20 protein-coding genes and 1 tRNA gene are annotated in these 24,245 nt (G+C 73.8%); 10 read left to right on the forward strand and 11 right to left on the reverse strand.

Annotation, left to right across the window (positions count from 1 at the left end):
• The first annotated feature begins 5 nt into the window (after positions 1-5).
• From F4692_RS17785 to F4692_RS17825, 9 genes are all read left to right on the forward strand, one after another.
• Positions 6-1,208 (forward strand): NAD(P)/FAD-dependent oxidoreductase, encoded by a 1,203-nt coding sequence (locus tag F4692_RS17785; RefSeq protein WP_257030008.1) that lies wholly within the window; start codon positions 6-8, stop codon positions 1,206-1,208.
• Entirely contained in the window at positions 1,205-2,260 is a 1,056-nt protein-coding gene (locus F4692_RS17790; RefSeq protein WP_179621051.1) for a type III polyketide synthase, read from the forward strand. The genes F4692_RS17785 and F4692_RS17790 overlap by 4 nt, the downstream gene beginning before the upstream one ends.
• Positions 2,257-2,799, forward strand: coding sequence for an isoprenylcysteine carboxyl methyltransferase family protein (locus F4692_RS17795; protein WP_179621052.1), 543 nt, complete (start codon positions 2,257-2,259; stop codon positions 2,797-2,799). Before F4692_RS17790 ends, F4692_RS17795 begins: the two co-directional genes overlap by 4 nt.
• A complete protein-coding gene (locus F4692_RS17800; RefSeq protein WP_179621053.1) occupies positions 2,792-3,826 on the forward strand; it encodes an NAD(P)/FAD-dependent oxidoreductase in 1,035 nt (344 codons plus the stop codon). The genes F4692_RS17795 and F4692_RS17800 overlap by 8 nt, the downstream gene beginning before the upstream one ends.
• On the forward strand, positions 3,823-4,440 hold the full coding sequence (idi, locus tag F4692_RS17805) for an isopentenyl-diphosphate Delta-isomerase (protein ID WP_179621054.1): 618 nt from the start codon (positions 3,823-3,825) through the stop codon (positions 4,438-4,440). The genes F4692_RS17800 and idi overlap by 4 nt, the downstream gene beginning before the upstream one ends.
• A gap of 126 nt (positions 4,441-4,566) precedes the next feature.
• Entirely contained in the window at positions 4,567-6,651 is a 2,085-nt protein-coding gene (locus F4692_RS17810; protein ID WP_179621055.1) for a SpoIIE family protein phosphatase, read from the forward strand.
• Between the two features lie 54 nt (positions 6,652-6,705).
• Positions 6,706-7,371, forward strand: a complete 666-nt coding sequence (locus F4692_RS17815; RefSeq protein WP_179621056.1) for a hypothetical protein — start codon at positions 6,706-6,708, stop codon at positions 7,369-7,371.
• Entirely contained in the window at positions 7,368-8,948 is a 1,581-nt protein-coding gene (locus F4692_RS17820; RefSeq protein WP_179621057.1) for a Y-family DNA polymerase, read from the forward strand. The genes F4692_RS17815 and F4692_RS17820 overlap by 4 nt, the downstream gene beginning before the upstream one ends.
• Positions 8,949-8,975: 27 nt before the next feature.
• Complete coding sequence (locus F4692_RS17825; protein ID WP_179621058.1) at positions 8,976-12,371, forward strand: error-prone DNA polymerase; 3,396 nt, start codon at positions 8,976-8,978, stop codon at positions 12,369-12,371.
• 193 nt (positions 12,372-12,564) lie between these two features.
• Here F4692_RS17825 and F4692_RS17830 read toward each other — a convergent pair.
• Positions 12,565-12,636 (reverse strand) — tRNA-Val (locus F4692_RS17830).
• Between the two features lie 58 nt (positions 12,637-12,694).
• Complete coding sequence (locus F4692_RS17835) at positions 12,695-13,168, reverse strand: PGPGW domain-containing protein (protein WP_179621059.1); 474 nt, start codon at positions 13,166-13,168, stop codon at positions 12,695-12,697.
• A gap of 206 nt (positions 13,169-13,374) precedes the next feature.
• Here F4692_RS17835 and F4692_RS17840 point away from each other — a divergent pair, with 206 nt between their 5' ends.
• Complete coding sequence (locus tag F4692_RS17840) at positions 13,375-13,809, forward strand: SsgA family sporulation/cell division regulator (protein ID WP_179621060.1); 435 nt, start codon at positions 13,375-13,377, stop codon at positions 13,807-13,809.
• Positions 13,810-13,840: 31 nt separating this feature from the next.
• Here F4692_RS17840 and F4692_RS17845 read toward each other — a convergent pair whose 3' ends face one another.
• The 9 genes from F4692_RS17845 to F4692_RS17885 form a co-directional block, all read right to left on the reverse strand.
• Positions 13,841-15,649 carry an ABC transporter ATP-binding protein gene (locus F4692_RS17845; RefSeq protein WP_179621061.1) on the reverse strand — a complete coding sequence of 603 codons (1,809 nt, stop codon included), beginning with the start codon at positions 15,647-15,649 and terminating at the stop codon, positions 13,841-13,843.
• 70 nt (positions 15,650-15,719) lie between these two features.
• Positions 15,720-17,543 carry an ABC transporter ATP-binding protein gene (locus tag F4692_RS17850; protein WP_308645366.1) on the reverse strand — a complete coding sequence of 608 codons (1,824 nt, stop codon included), beginning with the start codon at positions 17,541-17,543 and terminating at the stop codon, positions 15,720-15,722.
• Positions 17,544-17,703: 160 nt separating this feature from the next.
• Positions 17,704-18,438 (reverse strand): amino acid ABC transporter ATP-binding protein, encoded by a 735-nt coding sequence (locus F4692_RS17855; protein WP_179621062.1) that lies wholly within the window; start codon positions 18,436-18,438, stop codon positions 17,704-17,706.
• Positions 18,435-19,307 carry an amino acid ABC transporter permease gene (locus tag F4692_RS17860; RefSeq protein WP_179621063.1) on the reverse strand — a complete coding sequence of 291 codons (873 nt, stop codon included), beginning with the start codon at positions 19,305-19,307 and terminating at the stop codon, positions 18,435-18,437. Before F4692_RS17860 ends, F4692_RS17855 begins: the two co-directional genes overlap by 4 nt.
• Positions 19,307-20,230, reverse strand: coding sequence for an ABC transporter substrate-binding protein (locus tag F4692_RS17865; RefSeq protein ID WP_179621064.1), 924 nt, complete (start codon positions 20,228-20,230; stop codon positions 19,307-19,309). Before F4692_RS17865 ends, F4692_RS17860 begins: the two co-directional genes overlap by 1 nt.
• A 27-nt stretch (positions 20,231-20,257) precedes the next feature.
• Positions 20,258-21,031: an imidazole glycerol phosphate synthase subunit HisF gene (gene hisF / locus F4692_RS17870; RefSeq protein ID WP_179621065.1), complete on the reverse strand. Its 774-nt coding sequence runs from the start codon at positions 21,029-21,031 to the stop codon at positions 20,258-20,260.
• Positions 21,028-21,498 (reverse strand): NUDIX hydrolase, encoded by a 471-nt coding sequence (locus F4692_RS17875; protein ID WP_218858723.1) that lies wholly within the window; start codon positions 21,496-21,498, stop codon positions 21,028-21,030. The genes hisF and F4692_RS17875 overlap by 4 nt, the downstream gene beginning before the upstream one ends.
• Positions 21,495-22,247, reverse strand: a complete 753-nt coding sequence (gene priA, locus F4692_RS17880; RefSeq protein WP_179621066.1) for a bifunctional 1-(5-phosphoribosyl)-5-((5-phosphoribosylamino)methylideneamino)imidazole-4-carboxamide isomerase/phosphoribosylanthranilate isomerase PriA — start codon at positions 22,245-22,247, stop codon at positions 21,495-21,497. The genes F4692_RS17875 and priA overlap by 4 nt, the downstream gene beginning before the upstream one ends.
• 208 nt (positions 22,248-22,455) lie before the next feature.
• On the reverse strand, positions 22,456-24,162 hold the full coding sequence (locus tag F4692_RS17885; RefSeq protein ID WP_179621067.1) for an alkaline phosphatase family protein: 1,707 nt from the start codon (positions 24,160-24,162) through the stop codon (positions 22,456-22,458).
• Between the last annotated feature and the right edge of the window lie 83 nt (positions 24,163-24,245).

The following is a 24,245-nucleotide window of genomic DNA, read 5'->3' on the forward strand; positions in this document are numbered from 1 at the left end:
GCGGGATGGCTGGCGGGATGGCGGGCGGGATGGACGAGACGTGGGACCTGGTCGTCGTCGGCGCCGGCCCGGCGGGGTCCTCCGCGGCGCTCGGCGCACTCACCGAGGACCCGACGCTGCGGGTGCTGCTCCTCGACCGCAGTGACTTCCCGCGCGACAAGTCGTGCGGTGACGGCATCGCTCCCCACGTGCTCGACGCCCTGGCCGGCGTCGGCGCCGGCGACGTCGTCGCCGGGTGGACGCCGCTGCGCGACCTCGAGCTGTCGCGTCGCGACGTGGTCGTGTCCGGGCCGATGCGCCGCGACGTGCACGTCGTGCCACGGCGCGTGCTCGACGCCCGGCTCGTCGAGCGCGCGGTCGCCGCGGGAGCCGAGCTGCGCACCCACCGCGTGACCTCCCTGGCCGCCGGCCCTGACGGGGTCCTCGTCTCCGACGGCGTCCGAGGGCGGGTCGTCGTCGGTGCCGACGGGGCCCACTCGCTCGTCCGGACCGCGCTGCTCGGCAAGCGGCGCGAGGCACGCGCCATCGCGATCCGCGGCTACGCCCCGACCACCCCGGAGATGGCGGGGCGCCAGGTCATCCGCTACGGCGAGCGCCGCCAGCCGTCGTACGCCTGGGCCTTCGACCGCGGCGACGGCCTGGCCAACGTCGGCTACGGCGAGCTGCTGCCGGGCGAGCAGAAGCCCGGACAGGCGCCGAGCCGTCGGCTGCTGCTCGACCAGCTCGAACGACTCGTCCCGGGCGCCGCCTCCACCGGCACCGACTGGCGCGGCCACCACCTCCCGCTGAGCTCGTGGCGCTGGGACCAGCCGGACGGCCGGGTGCTGCTGGTGGGCGACGCGGCCGGGCTCGTGAACCCGATGACCGGCGAGGGCATCTACTACGCCGTCGCGACCGGCATCGCCGCCGGGCGCACGGCGGCCCGGGCCGTCCGCGCGGACCGCCCGGGCGAGGCCGGCGCGCAGCACCGCGCGAGCGTGCGTGCCCTCCTCGGGACGCACCTGCGCCACACCTGGACCGCGTCCCGGCTCTCCCGCTCGCCGCGGGTCGTCGAAGCCGGGATCCGGGCAGCGGGGCGCGACCGGCACGCCTTCGACACCCTCGTCGAGCTCGGCCTGGGCGACGGCCGCATCGACGCCCGACTCGCCGGCGGGCTGCTGCGCAGCCTGCTCCGCCCCCACGACCCCGACACCCGAGGTGGCTCATGAGGATCCTCTCCGTCCGCGGCGCACTGCCGACGCACTCCCACCCGCAGGCCGAGATCACCGAGGCGCTGTCGGCGGTGATCGCCGAGCGGAGCCTCGACCGCGCCCTGCTGCGGCGCTTCCACGCCAACGCCGGCGTCGAGCGCCGGCACACGGTGCTGCCGCTGTCCGACTACGCCTCCATCGGCGACTTCGGGCACGCCAACGACCTCTTCATCGAGCACGCGGTCGAGCTCGGGTCGCGAGCCCTGGAGGACGCGCTCAAGGCCGCGGACCTCACCCCGTCCGACGTCGACCTCGTCGTGACCGCGACGGTCACCGGGCTCGCGGTCCCGTCCCTCGACGCGCGCATCGCGGCGCGCGTCGGGCTCCGCGAGGACGTACGCCGGATGCCGCTCGTGGGCCTCGGCTGCGTGGCCGGTGCCGCGGGCATCGCGCGGGTGCACGACTACCTGCTCGGGCGCCCCGGCGACACGGCGGTCCTCATCGCGGTCGAGCTCTGCTCGCTGACCGTGCAGAAGGACGACGTGTCGGTCCCCAACCTCGTCGCCAGCGGGCTCTTCGGGGACGGCGCGGCGGCCGTCGTCGCGGTCGGCGACGACGTGCGCCCCGGTCCCGTCCAGGTGCTCGACTCGCGCAGCAGGCTCTACCCCGACAGCGAGCGGACCATGGGATTCGACGTCACCGGCAACGGTCTGCGCATCGTGCTCGACGCCGAGGTGCCCACCCTCGTGGAGCGCTTCGTCCGCGGCGACGTGGACGCCTTCCTCGCCGACCACGGGCTGACGCGCGACGACATCGGGTGGTGGGTGTGCCACCCCGGCGGCCCCAAGGTCATCGAGGCGCTCGAGCACGCGCTGGAGGTGCCGCGCGAGGCGGTGCAGCTCACGTGGGACTCGCTCGCCCGCGTCGGGAACCTGTCCTCGGTCTCGGTGCTGCAGGTCCTCGAGGACACGCTCCGCGAGCGGCCGCCCGCCCCCGGCAGCCACGGCGTGCTGATGGCGATGGGCCCGGGCTTCTGCTCGGAGCTGGTCCTGCTGAGGGCCGCGTCATGACCGGGCTGGTCGCGTTCACCGTCCTCGTCGCCCTCGTCGGCGTCGAGCGGGTCGCCGAGCTCGTCGTCTCGGTCCGCAACGCCGCCTGGAGCCGCGAGCGCGGCGGCGTCGAGTCCGGACTGGGCCACTTCCCGTTCATGGTCGTGCTGCACACCGCCCTCCTCGTCGGAGCCCTGGCCGAGGCGTGGGTGCGCCGTCCCGACGTGCCGCCCGTGCTCGCGTGGTCGATGCTGTTGCTCGTCATCGCGTCCCAGGGCCTGCGCTGGTGGTGCATCGCCACGCTCGGGCGCCGGTGGAACACCCGCGTCATCGTCGTGCCCGGCCTCCCGCCGGTGCGCTCGGGGCCCTACCGGTGGCTGCGCCACCCCAACTACGTCGCGGTCGTCGTCGAGGGCGTGGCGCTCCCCCTGGTGCACGGCGCCTGGATCACGGCCGTGGTCTTCACCGTCCTCAACGCCGGCCTGCTCGCCGTACGCATCCGCGTCGAGGACGCCGCGCTGGCCGCCCTGCCGGTGGGGAACGAGGCCGCCCGTGCGTGAGGTGGTCGTGGTCGGCGGAGGCCCGGTGGGGCTCGCGGCGGCGGTCCATGCCCGGCGGGCCGGGCTGTCCGTCCTCGTCCGCGAGCCGCGGCAGGGCCCGGTGGACAAGGCCTGCGGCGAGGGCCTCATGCCGGGGGCCCTCTCCGAGCTCGCCGACCTCGGGGTCCACCCCCACGGCCGTGACCTGGCCGGGATCCGCTACGTCGCGAGCACCGGCACCGGCGTCACCGCGCGCTTCGCCGCCGGCCCCGGCCGGGGCGTACGCCGCACCGTCCTCCACGACGCGCTCGCCGCCCGCGCCGACGAGGTCGGGGTCGAGGTCGACGCCCGTCCCGTCGCCACGGTGGACGACGCCGGTGACCACGTGCTGGTCGACGGCGAGCCCGCCCGCTACGTCATCGCCGCCGACGGACTGCACTCGACCGTGCGCCGCCTCGTCGGGCTGGAGGGTCCCGCGCCGTCGCGGCGCCGCTTCGGGCAGCGCTGCCACGTCCGGCAGGCGCCGTGGACCGACGTCGTGGAGGTGCACTGGTCCCCCCGCGCCGAGGCCTACGTCACCCCGGTCGACGACGACCTCGTCGGCGTCGCGGTCCTGGGCGAGGCCGGCTCCCGCTTCGAGGACCTGCTCGACGACTTCCCCGTGCTGCGGGAGCGGCTCACCGGGCCACGCACCCGCGTGATGGGGGCGGGGCCCCTGCGCCAGCGCGCGCGGGCCCGGTCGGTGGGCCGGGTGCTGCTCGTCGGCGACGCCGCCGGCTACGTCGACGCGCTCACCGGCGAGGGGATCGCCCTCGGCCTGGCCCAGGCCCGGGTCGCCGTCGACCTCGTGGCCCTCGGCGACGTCCGCGGCTACGACCGCGCGGCCCGCCGGATGGGGTTGCGGCACGAGCTGCTGACCCACGCCCTGCTGCACGCCACCGCCCGCCCGTCCGTGCGCCGGGGCCTGGTCCCCGCCGCACGGCGCCTGCCGTGGCTCTTCTCGTCCGCCGTCAACCAGCTCGCCCGACCCGTGGGGAGGCCCGCATGACCGACACGAGCACCGACACCGCCGCACCGACCACGTCCCGCGAGCAGGTGGTCCTGCTCGACGAGGACGGTCGTGCCATCGGCACCGCCGACAAGGCGACGGTCCACCACGCCCGCACACCGCTGCACCTCGCCTTCTCGTGCTACCTCTTCGACGGAGAAGGCAACGTCCTCGTGACGCAGCGGGCCCTGCACAAGCGGACCTTCCCCGGGGTGTGGACAAACAGCTGCTGCGGCCACCCGGCCCCGGGCGAGCCGATGGAGGACGCCGTGCGTCGGCGGGTCCCCCAGGAGCTCGGCACCGACGTCACCGACCTGGTCCTGGTGCTCCCCCGCTTCCGCTACCGGGCCGAGCAGGACGGCATCGTCGAGAACGAGCTCTGCCCGGTCTTCGTGGGCCGGGCGTCGGGTCCCGTCACGGCCGACCCCGACGAGGTGGAGGACGCGCGGTGGGAGCCGTGGGCGCCCTTCCGCGAGGCGGTGCTGGACGGCAGCCGCTCCGTGTCGGTGTGGTGCCGCGAGCAGGTCGCGCAGCTGCCGGCGGAGCCGTGGACGACGCCCGCAGCCGACGTCGCCGACCTGCCGCCCGCCGCGGTGAACGACGTCACGCGCTGAGGGCCACTCCTGGGGGTGGGCAGGAGGGGTGGGGTTCGCCCGAACCGCGACGCGGTCGACACCCCCTGTGACACGCTGGACGGAAGCCTCGAGACCGTGGGCCGCCAGCTGCCACGAAGGGCCACCGTGACCGACGACCGCTCCGGGACGACGCGGAGCCCGGCGCTCGACGCGGAGTCCGACCGGCTCGCGTGGCGCCTGGCCGTCGACGCGGCGGGGGTCGGCGCCTTCGTGTGGGACCTGCGCACCGGGGAGCTGCACTGGGACGACCGGCTGCTGGAGCTCTTCGGGCTCGACACGGACACGTTCGGGGGCACGATCGAGGCGTTCAACAGCCTCGTCCACCCCGACGACCTGGGCCGCGTCAGCGACGCCCTCCAGGTCGCCATCGCGAGCTGCGGCGAGTACACCGCGGAGTACCGCGTCGTGCTGCCCGACGGCGGCCTGAGGTGGATCGAGGCGCGCGGACGCGCGCTGCCCGTGCTCGACGGCGTCGAGGCCGTACGCCTCGTCGGGGCGGCGTACGACACCACGGCCGTCCGCGACGGCGAGGCCCGGGTCGGGCGGGTGCTCGAGTCCATGTCCTCGGCGTTCTTCCAGCTCGACGACCAGTGGCGCTTCACCTACGTCAACAGCGAGGCCGAGCGACTGCTCGGCACCACCCGGTCGCACCTGGTGGGACAGAGCATCTGGGAGGCCTTCCCCGACTCGGTGGGCAGCCCGTTCGAGGAGGGCTACCGCGCGGCAGCGGCCTCGGGCTCGCCGGTCTCCTTCGAGGCCTGGTACCCGCCCCCGCTCGCCAGCTGGTACGAGGTGCGCGCATGGCCGACCCCCGAGGGGCTGGCGGTCTACTTCGTCGACGTCAGCGACCGTCGCGCCGCCCAGGAGGCGCTGGACCGCTCGGCGGAGCGGCTGGCCCTGCTGGCGTCGGTGTCGGACTCGCTCACCGCCACCCTGGACGCGACCGAGGGCGTCAGCCGGCTGGCGACCCACCTGGTGCCGCTGCTGGCCGACTGGTGCCTGGTGACCCTCGTGGAGGACCCCCAGGTCACCGACTGGCGGCGCGGGCTGCGCGACGTCGGCTGGGCGCACGCCGACCCCGCGCTCGAGCCGGTCCTGCGGGAGTACGCCTCCCTCCGCCTGCGGGCGATGACCGACGAGTCCTACCTCGCGCGGACCATCCAGGACATGACGCCGGTGCTGATGCATGCCGACGCCGCCGACCAGGTCGCTTCGGTGCTCGTCCCCGGCCCCGCCCGCGACCGGCTGCGCGTGCTCGACCCGGCGTCCGCCGTCGTGGCGCCGCTGCGCGCGCGTGGGCGCACCGTCGGGGTGGTGAGCGCCTTCCGCGGCCGCGGACGCCCGGCGTTCGACGAGGACGACGTCGCACTGCTGCAGGACATCGGGTCGCGCGCCGCCCTGGCGCTCGACAACGCCCGCCTCTACGAGTCGCAGCGTGACCTCTCCGAGACGCTGCAGCGCAGCATGCTGACCGACCCGCCACGGCTCGACGACCTCGACATCGTGGTGAGGTACGTCCCGGCCGGCGACGTCGCCCGTATCGGCGGGGACTGGTACGACGCGTTCCTCCAGCACGTCCCCGGCGACGAGCAGCCGCACGTGGTGCTGGTCGTCGGCGACGTGGTCGGGCACGACGTGGCGGCCGCCGCCGCGATGGGCCAGGTGCGTGGCCTGCTGCGGGGCGTGGCCGTGCACGGCGGCGACGCACCCGCCGCGATCCTCTCCGGCGTCGACACCGTCATGGAGTCGCTGTCGCTCGGCACGACCGCCACGGCGGTCGTCGCGCGGCTCGAGCGGAGGGACGGAAGCGGCGGCGCCGTGGTGCGCTGGTCGCACGCGGGGCACCCGCCGGCGCTCCTGCTGACGCCGACCGGCGAGGTCCACCACCTCGCCGACGTGGAGGACAGCGACCTGCTGCTCGGGCTCGACCCCGGGACCGTGCGGGCCGAGAGGTCCGCCCGCCTCGAGCCGGGCTCCGTGCTCGTCTTCTACACCGACGGCCTGGTGGAGCGCCGCGACCGCGACTTCGACGCGGGCGTCCACGACCTCGCCGACCTGCTCCGCGTGGAGGCCTCCCGCGGCTGCGACACCGAGGCCCTCGCGGACCGGTTGCTCGCCGGCATGGTCGGCGACGGGCTCGAGGACGACGTCGCCCTCCTCGTCGTACGCTTCTCGCCTCCCGCGGGGTGACCGGGGTCCCGACCCCGCTTGACGTCGTTCGAACACGTGTTCGATCATGGACCCATGTCGTCCGCCCGCTCCGTCGCCGCCCTCGACCCCCGGCGCGCCGTGGTCGAGCAGCTGCGCGAGCGGGTGGCGGCCATGGAGGACAAGGCCGCCGGCGAGCCGGTCCCCACACTGCCCGCGCTGGCCGGGCTGGTGACCCTGCGCGCGGGCGGTGCCTACGCGGTCGACTCGGCCTCGCTCGCGCTGGCGCTGGCCGCGGGCGCCTCCCGGGCGGGCGAGTGGGTGGGGTTCGCCGGGTGCACGGACTTCGGCGCCGAGGCCGCCGCTGAGCTCGGGATCGAGCTCTCCCGCACCGTGCTCGTCCCCGACCCCGGGGAGCACTGGCTCGAGGTGGCCGCGGCGCTCGTCGACGTGCTCCGCGTCGTGGTGCTGCGCCCGCCGGCGTCCGTGGACGAGCGCACGGCCGGGATCCTGCAGTCCCGCCTGAGGACCCGGTCTGCCGTGCTCGTCGTGCACGGCGACTGGCCGCGTGTGGAGGCCCGGCTGAGCGTCGAGGAGTCCGTCTGGACCGGCCCGGGCACCGGCTCGGGACGGCTGGAGCAGCGCCGCGCCCGCGTCGCCGTACGCCGCGGCGCGCGGCCCTCGCAGCACACCGAGCTGACCTGGCCCGGCCTCGACCGGGTCGAGGAGCGGCCCCCGCTCGCGCGCACGGCCTCCGGATGAGGGTCATGGTCGTCTGGTGCCCGGACTGGTCCGTGGTCGCCGCGCTCGACGAGGCGGAGCGCTCGCGCCGCTCCCCCGCCGCCGTCCTGTCGGCCAACGTCGTCGAGGTGTGCAACGGCCCCGCCCGGGCCGAGGGCGTACGCCGGGGTCAGCGGCGACGCGACGCCCAGGCCCGGTGTCCCGACCTGCTGCTGCTCCCCGCCAACCCCGACCGCGACGCACGGTCCTTCGAGCCGGTGCTCGCCGTGGTGGAGGAGCTGCGTCCCGGGGTCTCCGCGCTGCGACCCGGACTGCTCGCCGTACGCGCCCCCGGCAGCTGGTACGGCACGGAGTCCGCGGCTGCGGCGACGGTGTGCCAGGCCCTCGTCGAGGCGGGCGTGTGGGACGTCCGCATCGGCGTCGCCGACGACCTGTTCACCGCCGAGCAGGCCGCGCGCACGGCGGACGTCCAGGCGTGGTCGGTGGTGGCGGAGGGTGGCTCGCCCGAGTTCCTGAGGGGCCTGCCGGTCCAGGTGCTGCAGGACGAGGGACCGCAGGGCCGCGAGCTCGTCAGCCTGCTGTCGCGGCTCGGGCTGCGCAGCCTCGGCGACCTCGCCGACCTGCCGGCCGACGCCGTGCAGCACCGGCTCGGGGCCCACGGCGCCACGGTCCGTCGCCGGGCCCGCGGGGAGGACCAGACCCTGTTCGCCGCGCGCACCCCACCGCCGGAGCTCGAGGCGGACGTCGTCTTCGAGCCGCCGCTCGACTCCGTGGAGGCGATCACGTTCAGCGTGCGGACCACCGCCGAGCGCTTCGTCACCCAGCTCGCCCACCACCAGCTGGTCGCCACCGGCGTGCGCGTCGAGGCCGAGTCGGACGGCGTCGTCCGGTCCTCACGGGAGTGGCTGCACCCTCGCTTCTTCACCGCGCGCGACCTCGTGGACCGGGTCCACTGGCAGCTCCAGTCCGCCACCGTCGGGGGCTCGCTGCGGGCCCGCAAGCAGTCCGGGGTGGTGACCGCGCCTGTCGAGCGGATCCGCTTCGTCCCCGAGGTGGTCGAGCCGGCCGCCGCGCACGGCGAGGCGCTGTGGGGGACGGCGTCCGACGACCTGGTCGAGCGGGGCGTGGCCCGCGTGCAGGGGATGGTGGGCTTCGACGCCGTGCGCCGCCCCGTGCTGCAGGGCGGCCGCACCCCGGCGGCGCGCCAGTCGCTCGTGCCCTGGGGCGAGCGGCCGGTCGACCTCCGTCCGCTCGACCGCCCGTGGCCGGGCCGCGTCCCCGGCCCCGCCCCGGTGCGGGTCTTCGCCGCGCCGCCGGTGGCCGAGGTCGTCGACGACGCCGGTCGCGACGTGCGCGTGAGCGACCGGGGCGTGGTCACCGGCGAGCCGCGCCGGTTCCGGGTCGGCGGCCCCCGCGACGGCAACGCCCTGCCCTGGCAGCCGGTCACGGCCTGGGCGGGGCCCTGGCCGACCGACGAGGGGTGGTGGTCGGGAGGCGACGGCCCGACCGCGCGCTTCCAGGTCGTCGGCGCCGACGGCCGGGCCTGGCTGCTCGTGCGCAGCCCCCACGGCTGGGCGCTGGAGGCGGCGTATGACTGAGCGGCCTCCGAGGCACGGGGGCGCCTGATGGGCTGGAACAACCCCACGATGCACTGGAAGGAGCTCGAGCGCAGGCTGAGCGGCCTTCCCGGCGCCGACGACGCCCCCGTGTCGCGTCGCAAGCACTCAGCGACCGAGCCGCGCGCGATCGAGCGGCCGGCGCAGGCCACGCCCTACGCGGAGCTGCACTGCCACAGCCACTTCAGCTTCCTCGACGGCGCCTCCTCCCCCGCCGCGCTCGTGGAGGAGGCGGTGCGGCTGGGACTGCACGCCCTGGCGATCACCGACCACGACGGCTTCTACGGCGCGCCGCTGCTCGCCGAGGCTGCCGCCGCCTACGACCTGGCCACCGTGTTCGGTGCGGAGCTGTCCCTCGGCCTGTCCGGCCCGCAGAACGGCGTGGCCGATCCCGAGGGCAGCCACCTGCTGGTCCTCGCACGCGGCGTCGAGGGCTACCACCGGCTCGCGGCGGCGATGACCGACGCGCACCTGCGCGGTGACGAGAAGGGGCGCCCGGTCTACGACCTCGAGGAGCTCGGGGAGCGAGGTCGTGGCCACTGGGTCGTCCTCACCGGGTGCCGCAAGGGGCTCGTCCCGGGCGCACTGTCCGCCGAAGGCGAGGCCGCGGCGGCCGAGCAGCTCGACCGGCTCACGAGCCTCTTCGGCCTCGACGACGTCCTCGTCGAGCTCTCGCCCCGCCCCGGCGCCGACACCACCAACGCGGTCCTCGCCCGGCTGGCACGCGTCCACGGCCTCGACGTCGTCGCCGCGGGCAACGTCCACCACGCGACACCCCGCGAGCACCGGCTCGCCTCGTCGATGGCCGCCGTCCGGGCCCGACGCAGCCTGAGCGAGCTCGACGGGTGGCTCGACCTGTCCGGGTCCGCCCACCTGCGCAGCGGTGCCGAGACCGCGCGGGCCCTCGCGGCGTACCCCGGTGCCGTCGAGCGGAGCGTGCGCCTGGCCGACGACCTGGCCTTCGACCTGCGCAAGGCCTCCCCCGCACTGCCCAAGCGCCAGATCCCCGAGGGCCACACCGCGGACTCGTGGCTGCGCGTGCTGGCCGAGCGCGGCTTCGCCGAGAGGTACGCCGGCGTGCCCCACGAGCGCGAGGCACGTGACCGGCTCGAGCACGAGCTGCGGGTCATCGCCGAGAAGGACTTCGCGGGCTACTTCGTCATCGTGCACGACATCGTCGCGTTCGCCCGCGAGCGCCGGATCCTGTGCCAGGGGCGGGGCTCGGCCGCGAGCTCGGCGGTCTGCTTCGCGCTCGGCATCACGGCCGTCGACGCGGTCTTCTACCAGCTGCCGTTCGAGCGGTTCATCTCCGCGCACCGCGACGAGGAGCCCGACATCGACGTCGACTTCGACTCCGACCGGCGCGAGGAGGTCATCCAGTGGGTCTACGACACCTACGGCCGCCGCAACGCCGCCCAGGTCGCCAACGTCATCGGCTACCGGCCCCGGATGGCGGTGCGCGACGCCGCGAAGGCGCTGGGCTACTCGCCCGGCCAGCAGGACGCGTGGTCCAAGCAGGTCGACGGGTGGAAGTCCGTCGTCACCGGCGACCAGGGCGACACCGACGCCCACGACATCCCCGCGCCCGTCGTGGCGCTGGCCGAGGAGATGCTGGGCGCTCCGCGCCACCTCGGCATCCACTCGGGCGGCATGGTCCTCACCGAGCGACCCATCGGCGAGGTGTGCCCGATCGAGCGCGCCCGCATGGACCGGCGGACCGTGCTGCAGTGGGACAAGGACTCCTGCGAGTCGATGGGGCTGGTGAAGTTCGACCTCCTCGGCCTGGGGATGCTGGGCGCGCTCGACCACATGATGCGACTGGCCGAGGAGCACCTCGGTGAGCGCTGGGACCTCGCGACCCTGCCCAAGGAGGAGCCGGCCGTCTACGACATGCTCTGCCGCGCCGACTCGATCGGGGTCTTCCAGGTCGAGAGCCGTGCGCAGATCGGCACGCTGCCGCGGCTGCGTCCGCGGGAGTTCTACGACCTCGCCATCGAGATCGCGCTGATCCGCCCAGGCCCCATCCAGGGCGGCGCGGTGCACCCCTACGTCCGCCGCGCGACCGGGCAGGAGCCGGTCGCCTACGACCACCCCGAGCTCGTGCCCGTCCTCGAGCGCACCAAGGGCGTCCCGCTGTTCCAGGAGCAGCTGATGGCCATGGCCGTCACCCTCGGCGACTGCAGCCGCGACGACGCGGACCTGCTCCGCCGGGCCATGGGGTCCAAGCGCGGGGTCGAGCGGATCGAGTCGGTGAAGCACACGCTCTACACCGGGATGGCGCGACGCGGGATCACCGGCGACCTCGCCGACTCGATCTACGTCAAGATCCTGTCCTTCGCCAACTTCGGCTTCGCCGAGTCGCACGCCCTGTCCTTCGCGCTCCTCGTCTACGCGTCGTCGTGGTTCAAGCTGCACTACCCCGCGGCGTTCCTCGCCGGGCTGCTGCGCAACCAGCCGATGGGCTTCTACTCCCCGCAGTCCCTCGTCGGGGACGCGCGGCGCCACGGCGTGGACGTACGCCGTCCCGACGTGACGCTCTCCGGCGCCCAGGCCGACCTCGAGCCCCTCGTGCTCGGTCCCGTCGCGGCCACCGGGCCCGCCGAGTGCTGCCGACCGCGGTTCGAGCGCACCGAGTGGGTGCCCGGCACACCCGACCCCGTGCCCGCCCACCGGCGCGACACCGCGCTCGCCGTACGCCTGGGGCTCGACTCGGTGCGCGGCATCGGTCTCGACGTGGCCCGCCGGATCGTCGCCGCGCGCGACGAGTCGCCGTTCACCGGCGTCACCGACCTGTCCCGGCGCGCCGACCTCACCTCGGCGCAGCTCGAGGCCCTCGCCACGGCCGGCGCCTTCGACGCCTGGGGCATGGAGCGGCGCGAGGCGCTGTGGGCCGCCGGCTTCGCCGAGGGGTCCGGCCACCTGCCCGGGTCGACCCCGGCGCCCGAGGCGCCGACCCTGCCCGGGATGAGCGAGCCGGAGATCACCCTCGCCGACCTCTGGGCCACCGGCATCTCCCCCGAGCGCCACCCCGTCGAGCACCTGCGCGAGGAGCTGCGCCGCGCCGGCGTGAAGTCCGTCGCCGAGCTCGCCGACACCGAGGGAGGCCGGCGGGTGCACGTGGGCGGCCTGGTCACGCACCGCCAGCGTCCGGGCACCGCGATGGGGGTCACCTTCCTCAACCTCGAGGACGAGACCGGCATGCTCAACGTCGTCTGCTCGGTCGGGGTGATGCGCGCGCACCGGCAGGCGGCACGCAACCGGGTCGCCGTGGTCGTCCGTGGCCGCCTCGAGCGCAACGAGGGCGTCACCAACCTCGTCGCGGACCGGGTCGAGGGCATCGACGTGGTCGTCCCGGGCGCCGGCGCGGTGCTCCAGGCCCGGGCGTCCTCGCGCGACTTCCGCTAGGCCGGCGCCTCCGCGCGCAACTTCCGTGTCACCGTGCCGTAGCCCCGGCGTATGGGTGTCGTTGAGCGGGTATGCGTTCCTCCACGGGGGACTCCGGCTGCACCCGCCGGACGGGAAGCGCGGCAACGACAAGGGCCGCGCTGGTGGTGGCGCGGCCCTGTGACGTGCGGCTGGATCTCACGAGGATCTCGGGTGGGCGATACTGGGTTCGAACCAGTGACCTCTTCGGTGTGAACGAAGCGCGCTACCACTGCGCCAATCGCCCGAGCTCGGCAGAACGTTATCCCATGGGTGGAGCGGACCCGGAATCGGGTCCGCGAACCTCACCCCTCCTTGTCGCGCCTGATGGCGCTCCGCAGCTCCTCGACCTCGTCCGGCCTGCCGTGGAAGCGCCGGTAGCTGTAGACGATCAGCCCGACGGCGATGAAGGCCGACGCGACCTGGGTCACGCCGGTCCAGATGCCACCGGGCAGCCACCACGTGTCGGACAGCGGCCACCAGTCGGGGGCCGGGGGCTTGATGATCCACAGCACGCCGCACCCGGCGAGCACCAGGGCACCGAGGCAGGACGCCACGATCCGCGGCCACGTCTCGACGCCCTCCGCGGCTCCGAGCAGGGCGCGGATCCGGACCGGTTCCACGCGGCGCTCGGCCCAGTCGTACTGCTGGGACAGCAGCGCGAGGCCGGCGAAGATGCCGAGCAGGCCGGGGCCCGGGAGGAAGATCGCGGCGACCCCGAGCAGCAGGAGGGTCCACCCCAGGATCTCGAGACCGATGCGCTTCGCTGCCCCCGTCATGGGGAGAACCTACCCGGCCGTGCCAGAGGCAACAGCCCCGGCAAACCGGTGGTTACCGTCAAGTCCGTCACGAGTCAGCATCAAGATCCGGTCTGGACCGGGGCGGGTCATATTTTGCCGTTTTGCATCACGAGCAGGCGTTCATGCCGTCTCATGATCATCGCACCCAGGGGACCCCACACCCCGGCGACCACGAGGAGCATTCGATGAACCTGTCCGGTAGCGGGCACACCCTGTCCGACGTCGCGTTGGACATCACCGTCGAGTGCATGGACGACCGCGGCATCCGCCACGAGATCGACACCGTCCTCAGCTATGCGGCCAGCGACCCGTTCGCCGTCGCCATGACCTTCGTGACCTCCGACGGCGACCTCGTGTGGACCTTCGGCCGCGACCTGCTGATCCGTGGCACCGAGGGTCCGGCGGGCGACGGCGACGTGCACGTCGCCCCCGCGATCGGCCTGAGCGGACGCGCCATGGTCTCCATCGAGCTCAGCTCCCCCGACGGCCACCTGGTGCTGCTGGCCCGGTCCTCGGACATCAGCGCGTTCATCGCCCGCACGGTCGCCCTGGTCACCCCCGGCGAGGAGTCCGCGTCCTTCGACGCCGACCTGCTGATCAGCCAGCTCCTGGCTTCCTGAGCCCTCCCGGCGCCCCCTGTCGGGGCGTCGCTCAGGCGCGGGAGTGCTGCGCCACCCAGCTCGCGTGCAGGCCGGCGTAGACGCTGCCCGCCTGGGTCACCAGCTCGCCGTGGGGGCCGCGCTGCACGACCCGGCCCTTGTCGACGACGATGACCTCGTCGGCGCTCTCGGCCGTGGACAGCCGGTGCGCGATCGTCACCGACGTGCGCGACTGCATGAGCCGCTCGAGCGCCCGGCCGATCTGCATCTCGAGCGCCGGGTCGACGGCACTCGTCGCCTCGTCGAGGACCAGCAGGTCGGGGTCGGCGAGGTGGGCCCGGAGCAGGGCCACGAGCTGCCGCTCGCCCGCGGAGAGCGACTCGCCACGCTGGCCGACCGCCGTGTGCAGTCCGCGCGGGAGACCGGACAGCCAGTCGTCGATCCCGAGCTCGACCGCGGAGGCCAGGATCTCGTCCTCGGTGGCGTCGAGCTTGCCGTAGCGGACGTTGGCGGCGACGGTGTCGTCGAAGAGGAAGCCCTCCTGGGGGACCAGGACCACGCTGCGCCGCAGCGAGCGCGCATCGATCCGGCGGACGTCGACGCCGTCGAGCAGCACGGCGCCGTCGCCAGGGTCCATCAGCCGGGTCAGCAGCTTGGCGAAGGTGGACTTGCCCGACCCGGTCTCCCCCACGATCGCGACCCGTGTGCCGGCGCCGATCGTGAGGTCGACGTCGCGCAGCACCGGCGGCCCGCCCGGGTAGGAGAACGTGACGTCGGCGAACCGCACGTCGATCGCACCCCGCGGGAGCTGCTCCCCGTCGGGCCCCGGGTCGACGAGGTCGGCCGGGGTCTCGAGGATGCCCAGCACGCGCCGCCAGCTCGAGATCGCGTTCTGGGCGTCGGTGAGGATCTGGGTGCCCATCTGCACCGGGCCGACGAAGAGCGTGACCAGGAACGCGAAGGCGAGGACCTTGCCCGGGGTCATGTCGCCGGTGAAGCCGAGCAGCACGCCGATGACGATCACGCCGGCGTTGGCCAGGCCGGCGGAGAGCCCGCCCAGCGAGAACGACGTCACGGTGAACTTCTGGGCGTGGATGTAGGCGTCCTGCCAGTCCTGGATCGCGGTGTCGATGCGGGCCTGGGTGCGGGCCTCGACGCCGTTGGAGCGGACGACCGCCGCGCCGACGACCGGCTCGGAGATCGCGCCGAGCAGCACGCCCACCTGGTGGCGTACGACGGTGTAGGCGGCCGACAGCTTCTTCTGGAACCAGCGGATCGACAGGAAGAGCGGCGCGAAGGCGAGCCACACCACGGCAGCGAGCTGCCAGCTGTAGACGAGCATGAGCACCGTGGCCACCAGCATCTGACCGATGCTGACGACGAAGATCAGGCCGCCGAAGACGAGGAACTGGCTCACCTGGTCGACGTCGGTCGTCACGCGCGAGACCAGCGCGCCGCGGCGCTCGGTGTTCTGGGTGAGCAGGGGCAGGTCGTGGACGTGGCGGAACGCCTTGGTGCGCAGCGTCGCCAGGCCGCGCTCGGACGTGGTGAACAGCCGCCGGGTCATCGCGTAGGAGGCCCAGCTCGTGACCGCGATGGCGAGCGCGGCCAGCACGCCCATCCAGAGGACGAAGTCGAGGCGCGGACCGCCCGGGGCGTTGAGGCCGCGGTCGAGGGTCTGCTGGACCGCGATCGGCACCACGATCTGCCCGCACGAGGCGATGACCGCGAGCAGGAGGGTCACGCGCAGGCCCTCGCGCAGCTCCGGGGAGTACTGCATGCCGAGGCGGATGGTGGCGATCGCACCGATGTCCTCGCCGGTGTCCATCCGGGTGCCGGCGGTGGGTGCCGTGCTGCTCATTCCGGGGTCCCCTCGGCGTTGTCGGACGGAGGAGCGAAGCGGAGGAGGACGAGAACGTCGTGGGGTGGGTTCATCGGGTGCTCCCCTCCTCGGCGGCGTCGGTCTCGTAGGCGTTGACGAGCTGGGCGTACGCCGGGCTCGTGGCGAGCAGCTCGGCGTGCGTCCCGCGGCCCACGATGCGCCCCTCGTCGAGGTGGACGACCTCGTCGGCGAGGGAGATGGTGGCCTTGCGGTAGGCGACGACGACCAGCGAGGCGTCCCCGTCTCCGACCCCGTCCCCGTCGCCGTCCCCGCGGCCGTCGCGCAGCGAGGCGAGGATCCGGGCCTCGACCTCGGGGTCGACCGCGGACGTGGCGTCGTCGAGGATCAGCAGCCGCGGGCGACGCACGAGTGCCCGCGCGAGCGACAGGCGCTGGCGCTGGCCGCCGGAGAGCGAGGTGCCGCGCTCACCGAGCCTGGTGTCGAGGCCGTCGGGCAGCGCGGCGACGAAGCCGTCGGCCTGCGCGGTGCGCAGCGCCCCCCAGACCTCCTCGTCGGGCACGTCGGCGCCGAGCGTGACGTTGCCGCGCACGGTGTCGTCGAACATGAACGCCGTCTGCGGGACCAGCGCGACGTCGCGCGGGAGCTCGCCGCGGCGCAGCCCCCGCAGGTCGTGGCCGTCGAGGCGGATCGCCCCGCCGTCGGGGTCCACGAGCCGGGTCATCAGGCTGGTGAGGGTGCTCTTCCCCGACGCGGTGGCGCCGACGAGCGCGACCGTGCGGCCGGGCTGGACGTCGAACGTCACGCCCCGCAGCAGCGGGGTGTCCGGGTCGTAGGCGTAATGCAGCCCGTCGACCTCGAGGAGTGCCCCCGCAGCGGACGCCGGCAGCGCGTCCTGGCCGTACTCCATGGAGCCGCGTGCGTCGAGGACGGCCTTGGCTCGTCGGTAGCCCACGACCGAGCGTGGGAACTCGCCGAGCAGCCAGCCGATCGCGCGGATCGGGAACGCGACGATGGTGAGCAGGTAGGCGATCGTCACGACGTCGCCGGGCTCGGTGGCGCCGCTCGCCACCCGGGCCACGCCCACCGCGAGCACGACGAGCACGCCGAGGTTGGGCAGGCTGGCCAGGGCGGGGTCGAAGATCGCGCGGATCCGCCCAGCCCTGACGTTGACGTCACGCAGCTCGTGGGCCTTGGCCCGGAAGCGGTCGGTCTCCTCGACCTCGCGGCCGAGGGTCTTGACGACCATCGCACCGTCGAAGGACTCGTGGGCGATCTCGCTGACCTCGGCGCGGAGCCCCTGCGCGCGGGTCATCAGCGGCGAGGAGTAGTGCTGGTAGAGCAGGTTGGCGACGACGACGGCCGGGAACACCAGGAGGCCGACCAGGGCCATCACGACGTCGGCGACGAACATCTGCGCGACCGCGATCACCATCATCACGATCGTGCCGAGCGCCATCGGCAGCGGCATGATCGGCGCCCACGCGGCCTCGACGTCGGAGTAGGCGTTGGACAGCAGCTGCCCGGTCGGGTGGCGCTGGTGCCACTCCATCGGCAGGGAGAGGTACTGCCGGGTGACCCCACGCCGGGTGTGGGACTGCATCCGGTAGTACATGATGCCGCCGCCGAGGCGCCGCGCGACGATGCCGACGGCCCGCAGGATCGCGACCGCCATGAAGAGCGCGACGACCCACACCAGCATGTCGGTGCCGACCTCGCCGGTCTCGAACGCCGGGATCAGGACGTGCTGCGTCGACCAGCCCAGGACCCACGCGTCGGCGACGGTGAGCACGCCGAAGAGGACCGCACCGAGCGTGGCGACCGTGAAGACGCGCGGCTCGCGCCTGATCGCGACCCAGAGGACCCGGAAGCCGTCGAGAGTGGTCGTGCCCCGCAGCTCCGCGTCCTTGCCCACCGGTGTCGCCCGCCTCCTCAGATCCCAGCCCGTACCCTTCGCAGCCGGTTGCCGAGCGCAACCAACCAACCGGGTCAGGCTATTCCTCGGCACCGACACCGCACGAATCGCACCACCCCGCAGGGCAGTGCGCCACCGACGCGCGGACCGGGCGTACGGCTCAGTGCCGGATACGGGACAGGAAGGCGCGGGTGCGCTCCTCCTGCGGGTCGTCGATGACCTGCTCCGGCCTGCCCTGCTCGTGGATGCGCCCGTCGTGGAGGAAGCAGACCCGGTCGGCGACGTCGCGCGCGAAGCCCATCTCGTGGGTGTTGAGCAGCATCGTCACCCCCTCGGCCTTGAGCTCGGTGAGGAGGTCGAGCACCTCACCGACGAGCTCGGGGTCGAGCGCGCTGGTGACCTCGTCGAGCAGCATCAGGCGCGGGTTCGCCACGAGCGCCCGGGCGATCGCGACGCGCTGCTGCTGGCCCCCGGACAGGTCGTCGGGCCGCGCGGACGCCTTCTCCGCGAGGCCGACGCGCTCGAGCATCGCCAGCCCACGCGTACGCGCCTCGTCCGCCGCGACGCCGTGGACGAGCCGCAGCGCCAGGGTGAGGTTGCCGATCACGTCGAGGTGCGGGAAGAGGTTGTAGGCCTGGAAGACCATCCCCATCCGCGAGCGCACCTCGTCGCCGTCCACGCGCGGGTCGGTGATGTCGCGGCCCTCGAAGGTGATGACGCCGTCGTCGACCACCTCGAGCAGGTTGACGCAGCGCAGGAGGGTGGACTTGCCCGACCCGGAGGCGCCGATGAGGACGACGCACTGGCCGGGCTCGACGGTCAGGTCCACCTGCCGCAGCACGACGTGGTCGCCGAACGACTTGCGCACGCCGTCGAGGCGCAGCAGCTCGCTCACAGGTGGCCTCCGGCGCCGTGGTAGCCCTTCTTGCGGGCGTACCGGTCGGTGAGCCTGGCCATCGGGATGGTGAGGCAGCAGAACAGGAACCCCGCGACGACGTAGGGCGTGTAGTTGAAGTCCAGCGCCGTCTCGATCTGCGCCTTGCGGATGGCGTCGGTGACGCCGAGGACCGCGATGAGGCCGGAGTCCTTCTGGAGCGAGACCAGGTCGTTCATCAGCGGCGGGATGACCCGGCGCCACGCCTGCGGGAGCACGACGTGGCGCAGCGTCTGGCCGTAGGACAGGCCGAGGGAGCGGCCGGCGAGCCGCTGGCTCGGGTGGACCGACTCGATGCCGGCACGGAACACCTCCGCGACGTAGGCGGAGTAGGACAGCACGAGCGCGGTCCCGCCCCAGAACAGCGGCGACGTCGGCAGGCCCTGGAGGCTGAGCGCCGGGCCGCCGAAGCCGAGCAGGAAGATCACCAGCAGCAGCGGCAGGCCGCGGAAGACGTCGACGTACGCCGTCCCGAGCAGGCGCAGCGGGAAGGCGACGGGTCCATGGAGCGTGCGCACGATGGCGACCGTGAGGCTGACCACGAGGATCAGCACCCAGCACACGACCATCACCCGGATGTTGAGCCAGAGGCCGTCGAGCACGGCCGGGAAGGACGAGACGGCCTTGTCCCAGTCGAAGTAGGTCTCCTGCACCCGCTCCCAGCCCGGCGAGCTGACGACCGCGCCACCGATCGCGCCGAGCAGCAGCAGCGTGCTGACGGCGGCGATCGCCGCGCTGCGCGCCGTGCGGCGCCGCCGCCAGTCGTCGCGTGCGCGCTGGACCTCGGACGGCTCCCAGTCCGTGCCCGCCTGAGAGACCTGGTGCGGCATCAGGACAGCTCGGGAGCGCCCTGCTGGGCCAGCCACTCCTGGTTGATCTGGTCGAGGATGCCGTCCTCGCGCAGCGCGTCGACGGCGCCCGACACGCATCCGGTGAGCGGGCTGCCCTTGCCGAGCACGGCGCCGAACTGCTCGACCTCGTCACCGGCGAGCGGGAGCTGGCCGACGATCACGCCGTCGTCGAGCTGGACCGCGGACATGTAGTAGGCGGTGGGCAGGTCGACGACGATGCCGTCGATCTGCCCGTTCTTCAGCGCCTGGACCGCCTGGTCGTTGGTGTCGAAGACGGCCGGCTCCTGCGACGGCTGCACCTGGTCGGTGATCGCGGTGTAGCTGGTCGTGCCCACCTGCGCGCCGAGCTTGGCGTCGGCGAGGTCGGCCAGGCTGGTGGCGCCGTCGAGGGAGCTGCCGGCGTTGGTGACGACCGTCTGCACGACGTCGTAGTAGCCCGAGGAGAAGTCGACGGCCTTGCGCCGGGCCTCGGTGATGGAGACCTGGTTGACGTCGAAGTCGAACTCCTTCGGACCGGGCTGGACGACCTTGTTGAAGGGGACGGTGACCCAGGTGACCTGGTCGGCGGTGTAGCCGAGCTGCTCGGCGATGGCGTAGGCCACCGCGGACTCGTAGCCCTCGCCGTTGGTCGGGTCGTTGTCGACGAACCACGGCTCGTAGGCCGGGTCGTCCGTGGCGATCGTCAGCGTGCCGTCGGTGACCGTGTCCATCGTGTCGGGGGTGCACTCGTCGGCCGACGGGCTCTCGGAGGACGACCCGGAGGTCTCCGAGGAGCCGGACCCGGAGTCGTCGCCGCTGTCGGCCTCGTCGGTCGGGGCGCAGGCCGTGAGGGCGATCGTGGCGGTCGCGAGGGTGGCGACGGCGAGGTGGCGCTTCGCCACACGACGGGAGGTCTTCAGCATGGGCGAATCCTACGGCCGCCCCCGGTGTCAGCGGACCGCGTGGCCCGCCGCGGACAGACCGGCCTTGACGTCACCGATGCTGAGGGTGCCGAAGTGGAAGACGGTCGCGGCCAGGACGGCGTCGGCGCCGGCGTCGACGGCCGGGGCGAAGTGCTCGACCGCGCCCGCTCCCCCGCTGGCGATGACCGGCACGCTGACCTCGGCGCGCACCGCGCGGATGAGCTCGAGGTCGAAGCCGTCGGTGGTGCCGTCGGCGTCCATGGCGTTGAGCAGGATCTCCCCCGCGCCGAGCCATGAGGCCCGTACGGCCCACTCGATCGCGTCGAGCCCGGAGCTCTTGCGGCCGCCGTGGGTGGTGACCTCGAAGCCGCTCGCGGTGCGCTGCGCGTCGGAGGTCGTACGCCGCGCGTCGACGCTGAGGACCAGCACCTGGCTGCCGAAGCGGTCGGCGATCTCGGCGACGAGCTCGGGCCGGTGGATGGCGGCGGTGTTGACCGCCACCTTGTCGGCGCCCGCCCGCAGCAGCCGGTCGACGTCGTCGACGCTGCTGACGCCGCCGCCGACGGTGAGCGGGATGAAGACCTCCTCGGCGCAGCGGCTGACCACCTCCATCGTGGTGGCCCGGCCCTGGTGGGAGGCGGAGATGTCGAGGAAGGTCAGCTCGTCGGCACCCTCGCGGTCGTAGACGCGGGCGAGCTCGACGGGGTCGCCGGCGTCGCGCAGCTCCTGGAAGTTGATGCCCTTGACGACCCGGCCGCCGTCGACGTCGAGGCACGGGATGACCCGTACGGCGAGGCTCATCGTCGTGCCTCGCGCTCGCGCCGTGCCGCGAGTGCGACGTCGACGATGTCGGCCCGCGGCTGGCCCTCGAGCTCGGCGAGCGACACCCAGGCCGCGTGGTCGGTGGAGCCGCCCACCTCGGTGGTGCCGAGCTCGCCGCCGGTGATCGTCGCGTCGAAGACGAAGCGCTGCGAGCGGAACCAGCCGTCGAAGGTGCGCCCGCGCGCGGTGAAGAAGTGGTCGGCGAGCAGCGCGCCCGGCACGACGTCGTACCCCGTCTCCTCGTACACCTCGCGCACCAGACCGTCGCGGATCGACTCCTCGAAGTCGACGCCGCCGCCGGGCAGCGACCACTCCGGGTCGCTGTGGCCCTCGCCGTTCCACCAGGTCAGCAGCACCCGCTCCTGCCCGTCGACCTCGTCGGCCCCGTCGACGAGGAGGGCGTACGCCGCCAGGCGCACGTGGTAGTCGGTGAACTCCAGGCTCATCGGTCCTCCGGACGGGTCAGAGCGAGCGCGTCCTCGAGGGTGAAGCGACCCTCGTAGAGCGCGGTGCCGGCGATGGCGCCCTCGACGCCCTCCCCGACCAGGCCCATCAGCGCCCGGATGTCGTCGAGGGTCGTCACGCCGCCGCTGGCGACGACGGGCCGGTCGGTGGCCGCGCAGACGTCACTGAGCAGCTGGAGGTTGGGTCCCTGCAGCATGCCGTCCTTGTTGACGTCGGTGACGACGTAGCGCGCGCAGCCCTCGGAGTCGAGGCGCGCGAGGGTCTCGTAGAGGTCGCCGCCGTCGCGGGTCCACCCGCGGGCCGCGAGCGTCGTGCCGCGCACGTCGAGACCCACGGCCACCCGGTCGCCGTACGTCGCGATCGCCCGTGCGCACCACTCGGGCTGCTCCAGCGCGGCCGTGCCGATGTTGACACGGCGGCAGCCGGTGGCCATGGCGGCCTCCAGCGACTCGTCGTCCCGGATGCCGCCGCTCATCTCGACCTGGATGTCGAGGGCGCCGACGATCCTCGCCTGCAGCTCGCGGTTGTGGCCGTGGCCGAACGCCGCGTCGAGGTCGACGAGGTGGATCCACTCGGCCCCCGCCTCCTGCCAGCGCAGCGCGGCCTCGACCGGGTCGCCGAAGCGCTTCTCGGACCCGTCCACGCCCTGCACCAGCTGGACGGCCTGGCCGCCCTTGATGTCGACGGCGGGCAGGAGCTCGAGGTAGAGACGCTCGGGGGTGCTGGGCATGCCCCGATCCTAGGAGCGCACGGGTCCGCCCCGGCCCGCGCCCCGCACCCGCGAGACGGGGGTCACCTCCGCTCGCCGCGTAGACGCGCGGACAGAAGTGAGGTCGTCGCGAGTCGTCCCCGCGTACGTGACGCCCCCTTCGGGACTTGTGTCCGCGCGTCTACGCCGGGCGAGCGGTCCGTTCGTCGATCGCGAGAGGGCCGGACGCTCAGCGTCGGTGCTTGCGGGTCGGCAGCTCGTGGGCGGTGCCGTCCATCGCGCGCGTCGGAGCGATGCCCATCGCGCGCAGGATGGTCGGCATGATGTCGACGGACCGCACCTCGGCCCGCAGGTCCTTGTGGGAGGTGTTCGCGCCGGCGAACACGATCGGGACCTGCTGGGAGGCACGCTGGATGCCGCCGTGGTCGCCGAGCACGGAGTACGTCGTGTCGTCGGGCAGCGTCGCGACGAGGTCGGGTCCGTAGTCGGCCGCCTGGGTGTCCACGAGCTCCTGCGCCTTGGCGGCGAACCACCGCTTCTCCGCGCCGCGCATCCGGTCCCAGCGCACCGGCGTCACCCGGTCGTAGTGGTCTCCGTGGCGCCGCCAGACCGCCGTCACGTCGGGCAGGTCCTCCATGAGCGCGGCCGCCTCCGCGACCTTCGCCGCCGACTGGTCCTTGAGCCAGACGTTGAGGGAGGAGTCGCTGTAGGACAGGCCGACGTTGGTGGCGCCGGTGCCGTCGTCGGTGCCCTCGATGAGCGGCAGCAGCGCCTCCTGGGGGCGGAGGTAGGGCACGTCGTTGGCCGGGGAGCCGTAGTACCAGTTGTAGTAGCCGTAGTCGTTCTCCGGCTCGACGTCGCCGTGGAAGTGGCCCTCGCCCGCCGCGACGGAACCGTGGTCGGCGGTCAGCACCACGAGGGTGTCGTCGAGCTGCCCGCTGTCCTCGAGCGCCTGCATGATCCGGCCGACCTGGGCGTCGGCGGTCCGGGTGGCGTACCGCATGTGCGTCATGGGGTCGTAGCCGGGCGTGGCGCCCTCCGGGTCGTTGACCCCGCCCCACATGTGCGCGGCCTTGTCGACGCCCGGGAGGCTGACGAAGATCCCGCTCCAGCCGTCGCCCTCCTGCTCCATCACCTCCAGGACCGCGTCCGTGGCCCACACGTCGCCGCCCTGCTGGGCGGGGTCGGCACCGACGACGTAGCGGTTGTCGGTCGCGGGGTAGAGCTGCGCCGGGTACTGGCCGGTGTCGTAGATCGTGTCGCGGCGCGCGAGCCACCGTGAGCCGCAGGCGGTGGAGAAGTACGCCGGCACGTTCCATCCGGTCGGCTGGCGGTAGCGCGTCGTGGTGCCGTCGGGGTTGGTGCAGGTCGGGCCGCTACCGAAGGTGATGGTGGAGGTGCGGGCGGAGCCGGGGCCGCTGAGCCCCCACGCGGCGTACCCCTTGGGGCTGACGGTGAACACCTTCCCGGTGTCGTCGAGGTAGTCGGACAGGTGCGGGTAGCCGGCGGCCTGCTGCAGCGGCGCCATCTGGGCGAGCCCGAAGTTGCTGGTGATGTAGAGCCCGCCCGGAGCGCCGAGGAGGCCGTCGACGTCGCGGTAGCCCTCGGTCGTCCAGCCCATGTGCTTCGGCGACGCCCCGGTGGTGACCACGTTGTGGGTGACGACGGTGACCGACCCGGTGTGCCCGAGGTAGCCGTGGGGGGTGTCCACGCCGTCCTTCATCAGCGCCTCGACGTTGCGCATGTCGTAGCGGTCGACGATCTCCTTGCTCAGCGCGTCGACGACGATCACGACCACCTTCGTCGGGCGGGCGGCCGGCTCGGGCCCGTGGCCTCCGCGGCCCCCGGCCTCGGCGCCCGACTGGGTGCCGGCCACGGTGAGCGCGACCGCGGCGGCGGTGGTGACGGCGAGCAGGCGGGCGCGGCGCTGAGCCATGACGACTCCCTCCCGGGGCGGCGACGGTGCCGCGGCCCGTGAGCCGAACGTAGACCCGGCGCACACCACCGGCAATCCCCCCG

The organism is Nocardioides cavernae (assembly GCF_013410035.1).
In the GTDB taxonomy this organism is placed as follows: domain Bacteria; phylum Actinomycetota; class Actinomycetes; order Propionibacteriales; family Nocardioidaceae; genus Nocardioides; species Nocardioides cavernae_A.